General features: G+C 69.8%; 11 protein-coding genes. 9 read left to right on the top strand and 2 right to left on the bottom strand.

Going from position 1 to position 15,266, the window contains the following annotated elements; genetic code table 11:
* Positions 1 to 86 precede the first annotated feature (86 nt).
* Positions 87 to 1,406 carry a radical SAM protein gene (locus tag AB5J55_RS33500; RefSeq protein WP_369274188.1) on the bottom strand — a complete coding sequence of 440 codons (1,320 nt, stop codon included), beginning with the start codon at positions 1,404 to 1,406 and terminating at the stop codon, positions 87 to 89.
* Between the two features lie 147 nt (positions 1,407 to 1,553).
* Between AB5J55_RS33500 and AB5J55_RS33495 the strand changes: the two genes are divergently transcribed.
* From AB5J55_RS33495 to AB5J55_RS33455, 9 genes are all read left to right on the top strand, one after another.
* Complete coding sequence (locus AB5J55_RS33495) at positions 1,554 to 2,807, top strand: D-arabinono-1,4-lactone oxidase (RefSeq protein WP_369274187.1); 1,254 nt, start codon at positions 1,554 to 1,556, stop codon at positions 2,805 to 2,807.
* 127 nt (positions 2,808 to 2,934) lie between these two features.
* Positions 2,935 to 4,182, top strand: coding sequence for an ROK family transcriptional regulator (locus AB5J55_RS33490; RefSeq protein WP_369274186.1), 1,248 nt, complete (start codon positions 2,935 to 2,937; stop codon positions 4,180 to 4,182).
* A 223-nt stretch (positions 4,183 to 4,405) separates the two neighbouring features.
* Positions 4,406 to 5,671 (top strand): ABC transporter substrate-binding protein, encoded by a 1,266-nt coding sequence (locus tag AB5J55_RS33485; RefSeq protein ID WP_369274185.1) that lies wholly within the window; start codon positions 4,406 to 4,408, stop codon positions 5,669 to 5,671.
* A gap of 20 nt (positions 5,672 to 5,691) precedes the next feature.
* On the top strand, positions 5,692 to 6,657 hold the full coding sequence (locus AB5J55_RS33480; RefSeq protein WP_369274184.1) for a carbohydrate ABC transporter permease: 966 nt from the start codon (positions 5,692 to 5,694) through the stop codon (positions 6,655 to 6,657).
* On the top strand, positions 6,654 to 7,547 hold the full coding sequence (locus AB5J55_RS33475) for a carbohydrate ABC transporter permease (RefSeq protein WP_369274183.1): 894 nt from the start codon (positions 6,654 to 6,656) through the stop codon (positions 7,545 to 7,547). The genes AB5J55_RS33480 and AB5J55_RS33475 overlap by 4 nt, the downstream gene beginning before the upstream one ends.
* Before the next feature lie 12 nt (positions 7,548 to 7,559).
* Positions 7,560 to 10,439, top strand: coding sequence for a glycoside hydrolase family 2 TIM barrel-domain containing protein (locus AB5J55_RS33470; RefSeq protein ID WP_369274182.1), 2,880 nt, complete (start codon positions 7,560 to 7,562; stop codon positions 10,437 to 10,439).
* A 107-nt stretch (positions 10,440 to 10,546) separates the two neighbouring features.
* Entirely contained in the window at positions 10,547 to 11,554 is a 1,008-nt protein-coding gene (locus AB5J55_RS33465) for an ATP-binding cassette domain-containing protein (RefSeq protein WP_369274181.1), read from the top strand.
* A gap of 1 nt (position 11,555) precedes the next feature.
* Positions 11,556 to 12,362 (top strand): ABC-2 family transporter protein, encoded by an 807-nt coding sequence (locus tag AB5J55_RS33460; RefSeq protein WP_369274180.1) that lies wholly within the window; start codon positions 11,556 to 11,558, stop codon positions 12,360 to 12,362.
* A gap of 1 nt (position 12,363) precedes the next feature.
* Complete coding sequence (locus AB5J55_RS33455) at positions 12,364 to 13,173, top strand: ABC transporter permease (protein WP_369274179.1); 810 nt, start codon at positions 12,364 to 12,366, stop codon at positions 13,171 to 13,173.
* Positions 13,174 to 13,218: 45 nt separating this feature from the next.
* On the opposite strand, the gene AB5J55_RS33450 is transcribed toward AB5J55_RS33455, so the two are convergent.
* Positions 13,219 to 15,237, bottom strand: a complete 2,019-nt coding sequence (locus AB5J55_RS33450; RefSeq protein WP_369274178.1) for a calcium-binding protein — start codon at positions 15,235 to 15,237, stop codon at positions 13,219 to 13,221.
* Positions 15,238 to 15,266: the final 29 nt, after the last annotated feature.

The raw sequence follows: 15,266 nt of genomic DNA, 5'->3' as shown, positions 1-15,266 counted from the left end.
CAAGCGCCGTGTTCACATGTCATGACAGACCGTCGCGCCCCCACAACTGCAGCCACTTGTACGGGCGCGGGCCTCATCCGTCTCAACTACACCGTGGCGGAGTTCTCCGCGGGCAGGCTGTCCATGAAAGAGCTCACCGAGAACACCGCGTTGCCGGGGCCGGGCGGGCCGTAGCCGGGCGGGGACGACAGGCCGAAGTCCTCCATGGTCGCGCGGTACGCCTCCAGCAGGCGGATGTGGTACTCCAGCGGCGCGCCCTGCGGGTTGGCCTTGCCGAGGGGGGTCGTCGGCTCGGGGCACCAGGTGGTGAAGCGGGGCGTGATGCCGTTCGACATGAAGAAGCGCAGGCCCTCGGTCGTCGAGGCGATCGCCTCGTCCACCGTCGTGAAGCCGAACGGCTCCGCCATCTCCACGCCGGCCACGAAATTGGGGATGACGTTGCGGGCACCGAAGACGTCCGCCGAGTCGAGGATCCGCTTGTGCCACTCGTCGCGGCCGACGTAGCGCTCCTTGCCCGGGCAGTACATCTTGAACAGGTACTCGTCCCACACCTCGTAGTTGGGGTGGTAGATCTGCACGCCGTAGTCCTTGAACCGCTGCACGTCGTCGCGGGGCAGCGCCTGGGCCACCACCTTGCCGATCCAGCGGCCGGGGAAGCGCTCCTCGATGGCCTTGGCGTAGTGGCCGTAGAAGTCGGCCTCGTCACGGCCGGAGACGGTCTTGGTGATCGCGCCGCCGGTGAGCGTGTAGGCGGTGGACGCCTTGGCCGTGTCGTACCGGTCGATGATCTCCAGGGCCTCGAGGACCTCCTCGACGTCCTTCACGCCCGTGTACGGCCGGCCCGCCGCCTTGTGCTGGCGCCAGTTGTGGTTGATGTCGCAGTACTGGCACTCCTCCTTGGCGCCGAAGTACTGGCAGACCCGGAAGACGGTGAGGTAGATCAGGTAGCCCCACTGGATGGTCGGGGCGACCTCCATCACGGACTTCCCGTTGGCGAGGGTGTGCCGGTAGTACTCCGGCATCGGCGGCACACCGACGTCGGCGATGCGCTTGCCGTCGAGGTAGAGGCCGAGCACGCCCTCCTCGTCGGCGGCAACCCGGTACGGCGATGACGGGTTCACGCGCACGGAGACGACGGTCCGCCGCAGGTCGTACGGGCCGCCGGTGAGAATGATCTCCTCCGGCGGACGGCGCAGCGCGGCCTCGCCCAGCTCCGGCAGGGTGCCGTGGTCGAAGGAGAAGATGAAGTACGACTTCGGCTTGACCTCGCCGTCCTCGTTGTCGCTGAGGGCAGAGGGGTCGAAGGCCACCCCGCCGCGGAGCAGATCCTCCTTGAAGACGGCTTCCCGCGGAACATGCGGGAATCGCTCCATCAGATCCTCGACCAGTGCGGTGCGGCTGCCCATCCGTGTCTCCTCCCGGCTCAGGCGTACGACTCCTCACGTTATGCCCCCGTGCGGTCGCGGGTGGGGGCGGGGGGCCTCATGTTGCCCGTCGGGGTAGTTTCCACCTGGGAATTCCTGGTTGACGTTGTCCTCGGGAGGGGCGATCACATGGCCGAAACCGTGACCAACTGGGCGGGCAACATCACCTACGCCGCCAAGGAGCTGCACCGGCCGTTCTCGCTCGACGCGATCGGCGCCCTGGTGGCCGGGAGCGCGAGGGTGCGGGTGCTGGGCAGCGGGCACTCCTTCAACGAGATCGCCGAGCCGGGCCCCGAGGGCGCCCTGCTGTCGATCGCCGGTCTGCCTCCGGTGATCGACGTGGACCGCACGGCCCGTACCGTCCGGGTCTCCGGCGGCGTACGGTACGCCGAGCTCGCCCGGGCGGTGTACGCGGAGGGGCTCGCGCTGCCGAACATGGCGTCCCTGCCGCACATCTCGGTGGCCGGCTCGGTCGCCACCGGCACGCACGGGTCGGGAGTCGGCAACGGTTCGCTGGCCACGTCCGTGCGGGAGGTGGAGCTGGTCACGGCGGACGGGTCGGTGCTGACCGTCGGACGGGGTGACGAGCGGTTCGGCGGTGCCGTCACCTCACTGGGTGCCCTCGGTGTCGTCACGGCACTCACCCTCGACCTGGAGCCGTCCTTCGACGTCGAGCAGCACGTCTTCACCGAACTGCCGCCGGCCGGGTTGGACTCGGCGGCGTTCGAGGTGGTGATGGCGTCGGCGTACAGCGTGAGCCTGTTCACCGACTGGCGCGAGCCCGGCTTCCGGCAGGTGTGGCTCAAGCGGCGCACCGACCAGCCACTGCCCGTCTTCCCGTGGGCCGCGCCCGCCGTCGAGAAGATGCACCCGGTGCCGGGGATGCCGGCGGTCAACTGCACGGAGCAGTTCGGGGTGCCGGGGCCGTGGCATCAGCGGCTGCCGCACTTCCGGGCGGAGTTCACGCCGAGCAGCGGCGCCGAGCTGCAGTCGGAGTATCTGCTGCCGCGCCGGTACGCCATGGACGCGCTGCACGCGATCGACGCGATCCGGGCGACGGTCGCCCCCGTACTGCAGACCTGCGAGGTGCGTACGGTCGCCGCCGACGACCAGTGGCTCAGCCCCTCCTACGGGCGGGACACGGTGGCGCTGCACTTCACGTGGGTCGAGGACACCCCGGCCGTGCTGCCCGTGGTGCGGCGGCTGGAGGAGGCACTGGAGGCCTTCGAGCCGCGGCCGCACTGGGGGAAGGTGTTCACGACGCCGGCGGCCGTGCTGCGCGGGCGCTATCCGCGGCTGGCCGACTTCCGGGCGCTGGCGCGGGAGCTGGACCCCGGTCGGAAGTTCACCAACGCCTTCGTGCAGGACATACTGGGTGACTGAACTCCTGGGGGACTTCGTAAACCCCCTTTCCTAACCCCTTGTCGAATATTCCCGCACGCCATAGCCTTGCGCCGCGCCGGTGCCGACCACGAACCGGCGTGCCGTGAAAGGACGGGGGGCACCACCGGTGAAGCGCACATCACGTGACATCCGCACGGCGAACCGCTACGAGGTGCTGCGCCAGATCATCGCCGCGTCGCCCACCTCCCGGCAGGAGCTGGCGGCCGCCACCGGGCTCAGTCTCGCCACGGTCGCCACGCTCGTGGGCGAGCTGCTGGACCTTCGCATGATCACGGAGGTCGGGTTCGAGGACTCGGCCGGCGGCCGCCCCCGGGGACTCGTCGCCGTCAACGCGTCCGGCGGCGCCCTGATCGGCGTCGACATCGCGGAGACCTACGTCCACGTCGAGCTGTTCGACCTCGCGCTGAACGTGCTGGCCCGCGCCGAGGAGGACGTCCGCCCCGGCGAGAGTCTCCCCGAGCAGGTGGTCGCCCATGTCGCCGCCGCCGTCGGCTCGGTCGTCACGCAGGCCGGGGTGGAGGGCGCGCGCGTGCTCGGCGTCGGCGTGAGCGTGCCGGGGCAGGTGGACCGTGCGACCGGCTTCTCGGAGTACGCGCCCAACTGGGACTGGCACGACGTGCCGCTGCTCGACCTGCTCACCGAGCACATCGCCTACCCGCTGTACCTGGACAACCCGCTGCGCGCCTCCGCCGTGGCCGAGCTGTGGTTCGGGGCCGCACGGGGGCGCGGGGACGCCGTGGTGGTCAACCTCGGCACCGGCGTCGGCGCCGGGCTGGTCCTGGGCGGCGGGCTGCACCGGGGCGTAAGCAACAGCGCCGGCGAGTGGGGTCACACCACGATCGTGCTGGACGGCAGGCTGTGCCGGTGCGGCAAGCACGGCTGCGTGGAGGCGTATGTCGGCGCGTCCGGAATCATGCTGACCCTGCGGGAGTTGAGCGGCGACAACCCGCTGCTGCACGCGGAGGACCAGACGGCCACCATCGACGCGCTGGCCCGGGGGCTGCGGGGAGGCGACCCGGTGGCGCTCAAGGTGGTTCGCGACACCGTGCGTTACCTCGGGGCAGGCATCGCCGACCTGGTGAACCTGTTCAACCCCGAGGTGGTCGTGCTCAGCAGCTGGGTCGCGGCCGCCCTCGGTGAGCCCCTGGTCGACGAGGTCCGCGAGGCCGTCGCCCGGCACGCGCTTCCGCGTCCGATGGCGGCCACCGAGATCGTCCTCTCCCCCATCCCCACCGATCCGGTGTGCCTGGGCGCGGCGACGTTCGCGCTCGAAGGCGCCCTGCAGTCGGTGGGCCAGAGGACGCCCGCAAAGCGCGCCACGCCCGCGAGGAGCCGTACCGCACCGCCTGCGTGACCGCTCAGGGCCGTATCGAGGGGCGCCCTGACGGTCCGTCATGTGCCCGTCACGTCCGGCATTCCGAACGCTGCGCAACGCTTCGCACAGACTTCGTCCAACCCCTTGCCGAAGGCTTAGCCGAAGGTTAACGTCCGGCACCGCAACCTCCTTTGAGCCATCTGGCGCTGAGCCGCTCCAGCCAGGCACAGGGCCGAGCCGTACTCGAGACAAGGACGTCAGCATGTCGGCATCGAGCAACAGCAACTGGGACCGCCGAACCGTTCTGCGGGCCGCGATGGGTCTGGCCGCCGCGGGCGGGCTTGCCGCGTGCGGCAGCAACACCGGGCGTTCCGGTGGTTCCGGTTCGGGCGTCGATCTGAACCAGTACTTCCACGCGTACGGCGAGGCCGGCACCGAGCAGGCCGTCAAGAGGTACGCGAAGGCGTACGAGGACGCGAACGTGACCACGCAGTGGATCACCGCCGCGGACTTCGAGAACAAGCTGTTCGCGACGCTGCTCACCAAGAACGCGCCCGACCTGTTCGAGTTCCACCCGCAGATCCAGATGGTGAAGAGCGGGCAGGTGGCCGATCTGACCGACATCATCGAGCCGGTCAAGGACGACTTCAATCCGGCCGACATCGCCTCGCACACGGTGGACGGGAAGATATACGGCGTCCGCATGATCGACGACCCGCAGTTCTTCTTCTACCGGCCGTCGCTCTTCGAGAAGGCCGGCGTCGAGGTCCCGCAGACCCTCGACGAGCTGATCGAGGCGGCCGCCAAGCTCACCACCGGCAAGGTCAAGGGCCTGTACCTTGGCAACGACCTGCACGCGGTCATCAACCCGATGATCTGGTCCGCCGGCGCCGACACCCTGGACGACAAGAACCAGATCGCCTACCACACGGACGGCGTCGTCGAGGGCCTGAAGAAGATGCGCAAGCTGTTCACCAGCGGCGACCTCCTGCTCGGCGCCCCGACGGACTACTGGGACCCCTCCGCGCTCAACCAGGGCCTGTGCGCCATGCAGTTCTGCGGCATGTGGGCGATGCCGCAGTTCCAGCAGACCCTCGGCGACGACATCGGGGTCTTCCCCTTCCCGAAGGTCACGGACAACGGCAAGCAGTCGGTCTACAACGGCGGCTGGTCGATGTTCGTCAACGCCAAGGGCAAGAACGTCGACGCGGCCAAGGAGTACGTGAAGTGGCTGTGGATCGACCAGAAGGAGTACCAGGAGGACTGGGCCACCTCCTACGGCTTCCACATCCCGCCGCGCACGTCGATCGCCGAGAGCGCCGACAAGCTCAAGTCGGGCCTGCCGGCCGAGGGCGTCAAGCTCTTCAACGAGTTCGGCCACTTCGACAACATCGGCTGGACCCAGGCCATGATCACCGCGCTGGAGGACGTCTTCGCCGACTCCGTCCGCAAGGACGGTGACCCGGAGGCGTCGCTCGACAAGGCGGACGCGGCGGTGAACCGCGAGCTCAAGAAGCTCTTCGGATAGGCCGGCGGACGGACCACGACATGTCGACGACCACCGAGCTCGACCTCGCGAGCCCCGCCCCGGCGAAGGCCTCCCCGGCCAAGTCGCGGCGGGGTCTGCGGGGCAACAGCACCTTCAACTTCTGGCTCTTCACCGGCCCGTTCCTCATCGGGCTGGCGATCTTCATCTACGTCCCGATCGGCTGGAGCGTCTACCTCAGCTTCTTCGAAGCGCGGTTCACCGTGACGCCGGAGAAGTTCATCGGCTTCGACAACTACGCGCACATGCTGACGAACGACGACTTCGTCGGCTCGCTCGGCACCTTCACCGTCTTCGCAGCGTTCATCGTGCCCACCACCTGGGCCCTGTCGCTGGGCCTCGCCCTGCTGGTGAACCGGCTGCGCTTCATGCGGGCGTTCTTCCGGTCGGTGTTCTTCCTGCCCACCGCGGTGAGCTATGTCGCCGCCGCCCTGATCTGGAAGATGTCCATCTTCAGCGGCGTCCGCTTCGGCCTGATGAACACGCTCCTCGGCTGGTTCGGGATCGAGAACATCGCCTGGCTCGCCGACCCCAACCCGCCCTGGTACTGGCTGGTCATCGTCACGGCCCGCCTGTGGCTCCAGTCCGGCTTCTACATGATCCTGTTCATCGCGGCGCTCCAGAACATCCCGGCCGAGATGTACGAGGCCGCCGCCATCGACGGCGCCAAGCCGGGCTGGCAGACCTTCCGGCACATCACGCTGCCCCAGCTGCGGGCCACCTCGACCGCGGTCGTCCTGCTGCTGCTCATCGCCGCCTACCAGGCCTTCGACGAGTTCTACAACCTGCTGGACAAGACGACCTGGGGCCGCCCGCCGCTCATGGAGCTGTACTTCAAGGCCCTGGGAGAGAACCAGGACTACGGCGCCGGCAGCGCGGGTGCCGTCATCCTCACCGTGCTGATCCTTGTCGTGACCCTGTTCCAGGGCAAGCTCATGGGCTTCGGAAGGGGGGAGGAGTCCAAGTGACCACCACCACGCCCGACATCCGCAAGACCGCTCCCACAGGCAGGCCCCGCCGCGCCCGGCGCGGGGGCGGCGTGATGGGCAGCACCGGCCTCTACATCGCCACCGGTATCGCCGCCCTGCTGTTCCTGGTCCCCTTCTACATCCTGGTCCGCAACGCGCTCTCCACCGACGCCCAGATCACCGGAGAGAACTGGACGTTCTTCCCCACGGACATCCAGTGGGGCAACATCACCTCACCGTTCGACTCCTCACAGGTGCCGTTCGCCAGGTCGATGTGGAACTCCACGGTCGTCGCCGTCCTGCACACCGTCGGCGTCCTGCTGGTGTGCTCCCTCGCGGGCTACGGCCTGGCGCGCATCCCGTACAAGCACGCCAACAAGATCTTCTACGTCGTCCTGGGCACCCTGATGGTCCCGACCGCCGTCACCTTCGTGCCCAGCTTCGTGCTGGTGTCGTCGCTCGGCTGGGTCGACAGTTACCGGGGTCTCATCATCCCGGGCCTCTTCAGTGGTTTCACCTGCTTCCTGTTCCGGCAGTACTTCCTGGGGTTCCCGAAGGAACTGGAGGAGGCGGCGCGCGTGGACGGGCTCGGGTACTGGGGCGCCTACTGGCGCGTCGTCGTACCGAACTCGCTGAACTTCTTCGCGGCCATCGCCACCATCACCTTCATCAACGGCTGGAACTCCTTCCTGTGGCCGCTGGTCATCGGCCAGGACCCCAGCGCGTGGACCGTCCAGGTCGCGCTCTCCTCGTACACGACCGGCCAGACCGTCGTGTTCCACCAGATCTTCATGGCGACCGCGATTTCTATCCTGCCCTTGTTGTTCGTGTTCCTCTTCCTTCAGCGCTGGCTGGTACAGGGGATCGCACAGACCGGTATCAAGGGCTGAGCAAGGAGACCGATGTCTTTCCGCACGACCGCATCCGTCGACTACGTCGAGGACGTCTCCCCGGGCCGCGGGGCCCTCCCGCCCCGCGCCTGGTACGCCTCCTCGGACGCGAAGTCCCTGTCTCTGAACGGCAGTTGGCGCTTCCGCCTGTCGGCGACCGCCGATGCCGAGGACGACTCGTTCGCCGGGGAGGGATACGACGCCGGGGGCTGGGCCGAGGTCACGGTCCCCGGCCACTGGGTCCTGCAGGGCGACGGCGCCTTCGGCTCGCCGATCTACACCAACCACCTCTACCCGTTCCCCGTGGACCCGCCGCACGTGCCGACGGAGAACCCGACCGGCGACCACCTTCGCGTCTTCGACCTGCCGGACGACTGGCCCGCTCCGGACGACGGCGGCGTCGTGCTGCGCTTCGACGGCGTCGAGTCCTGCGCCCGGGTCTGGCTCAACGGCACGGAGCTCGGCGAGTTCAAGGGCTCCCGCCTGCCGCACGAGTTCGCGGTCGGTCAACTGTTGAAGCCGGCCGGCAACGTGCTGGCCGTCCGTGTGCACCAGTGGTCGGCCGGCTCGTATCTGGAGGACCAGGACCAGTGGTGGCTGCCCGGCATCTTCCGTGACGTCACCCTGCTGCACCGCCCGGCGGGCGCGGCGGGCGACTTCTTCGTGCACGCCTCCTACGACCACACCACGGGCGAGGGCACCCTGCGCGTCGACTCCGACGTCGACGGGCGGGTGTCCGTGCCCGGCCTCGACATCGATGTCGCGACCGGCGAGCACGTGACGGTCCCGGTCCAGCCGTGGTCGGCGGAGACGCCCAAGCTGTACGACGGCGAGCTGGTCACGGCCGGCGAGCGCGTGCCGCTGCGCATCGGCTTCCGTACGGTCGCCCTCGAGGACGGCCTGATCAAGGTCAACGGGAAGGCGATCCTCTTCAAGGGCGTCAACCGGCACGAGTGGCACCCCGAGCGGGGCCGCGCCCTCGACGTGGAGACCATGCGCGAGGACGTGCTGCTGATGAAGCGGCACAACCTCAACGCCGTGCGCACCTCGCACTACCCGCCGCACCCGGCCTTCCTCGACCTGTGCGACGAGTACGGCCTGTGGGTCATCGACGAGTGCGACCTGGAGACCCACGGATTCACCGAGCAGGGCTGGCGCGACAACCCCGTCGACGACGACCGCTGGACCCCGGCCCTCCTGGACCGCGCGGCGCGCATGGTCGAGCGCGACAAGAACCACCCGTCCGTCGTCTTCTGGTCCCTCGGCAACGAGGCCGGCACCGGCCGCGGCCTCACCGCGATGGCCGAGTGGATCCACGGCCGGGACGCCTCGCGGCTCGTGCACTACGAGGGCGACTGGAACTGCCGGGACACGGACGTGTACTCGCGGATGTACGCCTCCCACGAGGAGGTCGAGCGGATCGGGCGGGGCCTGGACGGGGGTGCGGGGAAGAGGCGTGAACTCCCCTTCATCCAGTGCGAGTACGGGCACGCGATGGGCAACGGCCCGGGAGGCATCGCCGACTACCAGCGGATCTTCGAGGCGCACGACCGGCTCCAGGGCGGCTTCATCTGGGAGTGGATCGACCACGGCATCGAGCACCCCGAGCTGGGCTACGCCTACGGCGGCGACTTCGGCGAGGAGCTGCACGACGGCAACTTCGTCTGCGACGGCCTGATCTTCCCGGACCGGACCCCGTCCCCCGGGCTTGTCGAGTACAAGAAGGTCATCGAGCCGGTCCGCATCGAGGGCGACGGCGCCGACGGCACCGTACGGGTGACGAACGCGTACGACTTCGCCGATCTCTCGCACCTGGAGTTCGAGTTCTCCTACCAGGTGGACGGACTCCCCACGGGCGCTCGCACGCTCACCGTGCCGCCGCTGGCGCCGGGTGAGTCGGCGGAGGTCAAGCTGCCGGCAGCCGCCCCCGACGGCAACGGCGACGACGTCCAGTGGACGGTCCGCGCGCTGCTCGCCGAGGACACGCCGTGGGGGTCCAAGGGCCACGAGGTGGCGTGGGGCCAGGAGACCGTCTCCCCGCGCACGGCCGTCACCGTCGCCGCCTCGCAGCGGCCCGTGCCCGGCGAGCGGCTGATCACACTCGGCCCGGCGACGTTCGACGCCCGCTCGGGTCGGCCGACGACGATCTGCGGCCTCGACGTGACCGGGCTGCGCCTGGATGTGTGGCGGGCGACGACGGACAACGACGACGGCGCGTCCTGGCAGGACGACACGCGCTACGGCGTGCTGTGGCGCAAGCTCGGCCTGCACCGCATGCAGCACCGGCTGGACGCCGTGGAGTTGGCCGACGACGCGTTGACCGTCCGCACCCGGGTGGCGCCCGCCGCCGCCGACCTGGGCCTGCGCACGATGTATCGCTGGACGTCGGACGGCGCCCTGCTGAAGCTGACGGTGTCCGTGACTCCCGAGGGCCACTGGACGGTCCCGCTGCCCCGCCTCGGCGTCCGTTTCGGCCTGCCGGCCGACGCCGCTGAGGAAGTCCTGTACTTCGGTGGCGGCGGCGAGGCGTACCCCGACACCCGTGCCGCCTCGCGGCTCGGTCAGTGGTTGCCGAGCGTCGACGCCCTGCACACCCCGTACGTACGGCCCCAGGAGAACGGCGCCCGCGCCGACGTCCGCTGGGCCGAACTCGGCGGACTGCGGATCGAGGGCGACCCGGAGTTCTGGTTCAGCGCCCGCCGCTGGACCAACGAGCAGTTGGACGCGGCCCGGCACCTGACCGACCTCACGCCGGGCGACACGCTCTGGATCAACCTCGATCACGGCCAGCACGGCATCGGCTCGCAGTCCTGCGGTCCGGGTCCGCTGCCGCAGTACTTCCTGAAGGCTGAGCCCACGGAGTTCTCGTTCGTGTTCTCGACCACTGAGTGACTGACGTCCGCCGAGTGGCAGACGTCCGCCAGCGGCCGGTCGGCGTGGCGCCGACCGGCCGTGAGTTTGCGTCCAACCCATTTTTCATCCAAGGGAGTTGATGTCCATTGAGTGCCGGCATCGAGGTTCGCGGTCTCTCCCGAACCTTCCACACCACCGTCCGCCGCCCCGGTTTCACCGGCGCGCTGCGGTCCCTGGTCGACCCGCAGAAGGTCGCCAAGCACGCCGTCAGTGACGTGACCTTCTCCGTCGCCCCCGGCGAACTCCTCGCCCTGCTCGGCCCGAACGGCGCCGGCAAGTCCACCACCATCAAGATGCTCACCGGCATCCTCACGCCCACCGCCGGCGAGGCCCGCGTCGCGGGCGTCGTGCCGTACGAGGAGCGCGAGCGCAACGCCCGTAACATCGGCACGGTGTTCGGGCAGCGCACCCAGCTGTGGTGGGACCTCCCGGTGCGCGAGTCGTTCGCGATCCTGCGGGACATCTACGAGGTGCCGAAGCCCGAACACACCGCCAGACTGGCCGAGTTCGACGACCTCCTCGACCTCTCCTCCTTCTGGGACACCCGGGTCCGCCACCTCTCCCTCGGCCAGCGGGTCCGCTCCGACCTGGCCGCCGCGCTGCTGCACGACCCGCCGGTCGTCTTCCTCGACGAACCGACGATCGGCATGGACGTGGTGGTGAAGGAGCAGGTGCGGGAGTTCCTGCGGCACCAGGTGGCGGAGCGCGGCCGTACGGTCCTGCTCACCACCCACGACATGACCGAGGTGGAGCGGCTCGCCGAGCGGGTCGTCCTGATCAACCACGGGCGGCTCGTCCTGGACGGCACCCTCGACGAGATCCGCCGCAAGTTCGGCTCGACCTGGCAGGTCCGGGTGACGCTCGCCGACCCGCACACCGAGGTCGGCTCCCTGCCGGGCATCGCACTGCTGCGCCGCGAGGGTCCGCAGGCGGTCTTCGGCCCGGACGGCCCCGCCGCGCCGACCGTGCATCAGGCGCTGAAACAGGTCATCGAGCGGTACGAGGTGACGGATCTCGCCCTCGACGAGGCGGACCTGGAGGACGTGATGCGGGCCGCGTACGTGCATGCCGGGCCCGCGGCGGGAGGAGCCTGAGATGGCCTCCGTACTGCACGGCTGGCGCGCCGCGCGCGTCACGCCGCTCGGTGAGCTGCACACGCCGCCGAGGATGACCGCCGTCCTGCTGCGGCTGACCGTCCAGGTGGTCCTGGTGGCGTCGCTGTGGCGCGGCCTGTACGCGCACACCGGAACGACCGCCGGACTGACCCGGGACCAGGCCGTCACGTACGCCGTCCTGGCGGTACTCGCGTCCCGGCTGCGGGAGTTGGACCAGTACGCGGGCCGCGACACCGTCCTGCAGCACATGCACTTCGGCACGATCGTCTACTGGTACCTGCGCCCGCTGCCGCCCCAGCGGTACTACGCCCTGCGAGCCCTCGGCGAGCAGCTGTACGGGCTGGCGTGGGCGCTGGGCGGATACGCGCTGTGCCTGGCAGCGGGGGTCGTGGAGCCCCCGAAGTCCGCAGCGACGGCAGGGGCGTTCATGCTGAGCATGCTGCTGGGCCAGTGGGTCCTGTACTACGTCATGCTCCTGCTCGACCAGCTCTGCTTCTTCACCATCCGCAACAACTCCGCGATGCTGATCCTGATCTTCGCGCAGAACCTGCTGTCCGGTGTGTACGCGCCGCTGTGGTTCTTCCCGGACTGGTTCATCACGCTGAGCGGCTTCCTTCCCTTCCAGGCGACGCTGAGCGTGCCGCTGTCGATCTACGTCGGCCGGATCGGGCTGTCGGACATGGGGGTCCAGTTGGCGATTCAGGCCGCCTGGGTCGTGGCACTGGCGCTGGTCACCCGGTGGGTGTGGCGACGGGCCGCCCGGCGCGTGATCTCGCAGGGAGGCTGAGATGGCGTCGAAGGCCGTGAAGTCCGTGCGCCTCGTGTGGCGCATCTCGCTGCTCAACATCCGGGCCGCGATGGAGTACCGAACCGAGTTCCTGCTGAACATCGCGATCGGCGCGATCTGGCAGATGTCGGTGATCGTGTTCGCGACGGTGCTGCTGGCCCGGTTCACGGGGATGGGCGGCTGGGACAGCTCCGACGTCCTGCTGATCCCGGCGATCCGGATGCTCGCGCACGGGCTGTTCGTCCTGCTCCTGGGCCGTGTGCACTTCATCGGCCGGCAGGTCCAGGAGGGACGGATCGACATCTACCTGCTGCGCCCGATGCCGGTGCACCGCCAGGTCCAGCTGGACTACTTCCCGACCAACGCGATCGGCGACCTGACGGTCGCGGCGGGCCTGATGGTGGGCGCGCTCAGCCGCAGCGACCTGGACTGGACGGCGGGCCGCGTCTCGTACCTGATGGCCGCGGTCATCGGCGGCATGCTCCTGGAGGCCGCCCTGTTCACAGTCGTGGCCTCGGCATGCCTGCGCTATCCCGCCGCCGACTACTGGGGCCGCTGGCTGGAGGAACTCCTCGGCACCTTCGGCAGCTACCCCCTGAACGTCCTCCCCAAGGCGGTCGGCGGCTTCCTCACCTTCGCCCTCCCCCTCGCGTTCGTCGCGTACTTCCCGGCGGCGGTCCTCACTGGCCACGACACAGCCGTTCCGTACTGGCTGGCCGCGTCGTCGCCGCTGCTGGGGCTGGTGGCGTATCTGGGAGCACGGGGGCTGTGGCGGTGGGCGCTCGGGCACTACACGGGGGTGAACGGATGACGGAGCCGGCCGGCAGCCCCAGGGGTGCCGGCCGGACCGGGGTGCCTACGGGCAGCTGATGCGCGCGTCCCCGGTGTCCGTCGTGCAGATGTCCAGGCCCAGGCCGCCGTTGGCGGTGTCGTTGGCGGGGACGTTGTCGATGGTGTCGAGGCGGTCGTTGCCGGAGTCGCCGAGCAGGGTGTCGTTGCCCGGGCCGCCGGTGAGGGTGTCGTTGTTCAGGCCGCCGTCGGCGCGGTCGTTGCCGAAGTTGCCGTACACGGTGTCGGTGCCGGAGCCGGCGTTGATCGTGTCGTCGCCGCCGAGGCCGCACATGACGTCGGTGCCGCTGGTGCCGGTCATGGTGTCGTTGCCGCTGGTGCCGATGCGGGTGCAGCCGCGGGAGTTGTTGACCGTGGTGGGGGCCGTGGCCGTGTTGTTGGCGGTGTCCGGGTCGGACTGGGCCGCGCTGACGGTGGCCCGGTCGGTGAGGGTTCCCGTGGCCCTGGGTTCGACGACGACCGTCACGGTGGTGCGGGCGCCGGCGGCGAGGGTGCCGAGGGCGCAGGTCGCGCCGCCGGCCGAGGTGGTGCAGGTGCCCTGGCCCGGGGTGGCCGAGATGACGGTGGCGGCGGGTCCGGTGACCGTGTCGGTGAGGGTGACGCCGGTCGCCGAGGTGGTGGTGCTGTTGTTGGCGACCGTCACGGTGAAGGTGGCACGGTCGCCGATGCTGACCGCGCCGGTGCCGGTCTTGGTGACCGACAGGTCGACTCCGGCGGGCGGCGGAGGCGGCGGGGTGCCGACACCGCCGAGGTAGCGGGCCATGACGCGCAGGTCGCTCCCGCTGTTGCCGAAGGCGACGACCTTGCCGTCGGACTGGAGGGCGAGGGCGTTCACCCGCTCGCCGGAGCCGAAGTCGGTGGTGGTGCGGCCGCCCGTGCCGAAGCCGGTGTCGAGGGTGCCGTCGCCGTTGAAGCGGGCGAGCAGGAAGTCGCCGGCCGACCCACTGCCGCCGGCGACGATCCGGTCGTCGGGCTGGACCACGAGGTCGGTCACGCCGGCTGTGCCGCCGAAGTCCGTGGTCGCGACACCGCCGGTGCCGAAGGTGGTGTCGCGGCTGCCGTCGACGTTGTAGCGCACTAGTGCGAAGCGGTCCGCGCTCTGTCCGCCGACGATGATCCTGCCGGTCGACTGCACGGCCACGCTCTCGCCCCAGTTGTATCCGCCGAGGTCCGTGGTGACCTTGCCGTCGCCGCTGAAGGAGGTGTCCGGGCTGCCGTCGGGGTTGTAGCGCGCCACGGCGAAGTCGAAGAAGCTCTGGCCGGCGTATCCGGCCATGACGATCTTCCCGTTGGGCTGGAGGGCCAGGTCCCGCGCGGTCGCACCGCCGCCGCCCGTGTCGGAGAACGCGGTCATGGTCACTCCGTCACCGCCGCCGAAGGTGCCGTCCGGGCTCCCGTCCGGCAGGTACCGCAGGACCGCGAACCAGCCGCCGGCGAACGCTCCGGCGACGATCCTCCCGTCGGGCTGCACCGCGACTCCGACGGCTTGTTCCGCGCCGCCGGCCAGGCCGGGGCTGACCCAGCCGTCGCCGCCGCCGAAGGAGGTGTCGACGCTGCCGTCGGCGTGGTAGCGGGCCACCGTGAACCAGCAGCAGCCCGCGAACTCGTCGTCGGTCTCCTGGTGGCGGCCGACCACGACGATCTTCCCGTCGGGCTGGACCGCCACCCCCTGGGCCACGTCGTTGCCGTTCTCGAAGTCGGTCAGCACCTCGCCGTCGCCACCGCCGAAGGACGTGTCGACGCTGCCGTCGGAGTTGTGCCGCGTCAGGGCGAATTCCTCGTCGAGGTACTCCGGGTCCTGCTCCGCCCCGACGGAGACGATCTTTCCGTCGGGCTGGACGGCCACGTCCTCGCCCTCGGCGTAGCCGGCGGTGGCGATGCTGACCCGGCCCCCGGTGCCGAACGTGGTGTCCAGGTCACCGGGTGCGGCGAACGCGTCGTTCGGTACGGCGACGACGAACGCCAGCGCCATGACCAGGGCGGCCAGGGCACGTGAGGATCCCCGTAGGGAATCAATGATGGACATGGCGCCAGAGTCCGGTTGTGGAGACGGCG

The organism is Streptomyces sp. R11 (assembly GCF_041051905.1).
Lineage (GTDB): Bacteria > Actinomycetota > Actinomycetes > Streptomycetales > Streptomycetaceae > Streptomyces.
Note: the sequence above shows the minus strand (reverse complement) of the source record. Positions and strands in the feature narration are given on the sequence as shown.

Coding starts and splice junctions, on each gene's coding strand:
- AB5J55_RS33500 (WP_369274188.1), bottom strand. CDS start 1,406: ATGGGCAGCCGCACCGCACTGGTCGAGGATCTGATGGAGCGATTCCCG.
- AB5J55_RS33495 (WP_369274187.1), top strand. CDS start 1,554: ATGGCCGAAACCGTGACCAACTGGGCGGGCAACATCACCTACGCCGCC.
- AB5J55_RS33485 (WP_369274185.1), top strand. CDS start 4,406: ATGTCGGCATCGAGCAACAGCAACTGGGACCGCCGAACCGTTCTGCGG.
- AB5J55_RS33480 (WP_369274184.1), top strand. CDS start 5,692: ATGTCGACGACCACCGAGCTCGACCTCGCGAGCCCCGCCCCGGCGAAG.
- AB5J55_RS33470 (WP_369274182.1), top strand. CDS start 7,560: ATGTCTTTCCGCACGACCGCATCCGTCGACTACGTCGAGGACGTCTCC.
- AB5J55_RS33460 (WP_369274180.1), top strand. CDS start 11,556: ATGGCCTCCGTACTGCACGGCTGGCGCGCCGCGCGCGTCACGCCGCTC.
- AB5J55_RS33455 (WP_369274179.1), top strand. CDS start 12,364: ATGGCGTCGAAGGCCGTGAAGTCCGTGCGCCTCGTGTGGCGCATCTCG.
- AB5J55_RS33450 (WP_369274178.1), bottom strand. CDS start 15,237: ATGTCCATCATTGATTCCCTACGGGGATCCTCACGTGCCCTGGCCGCC.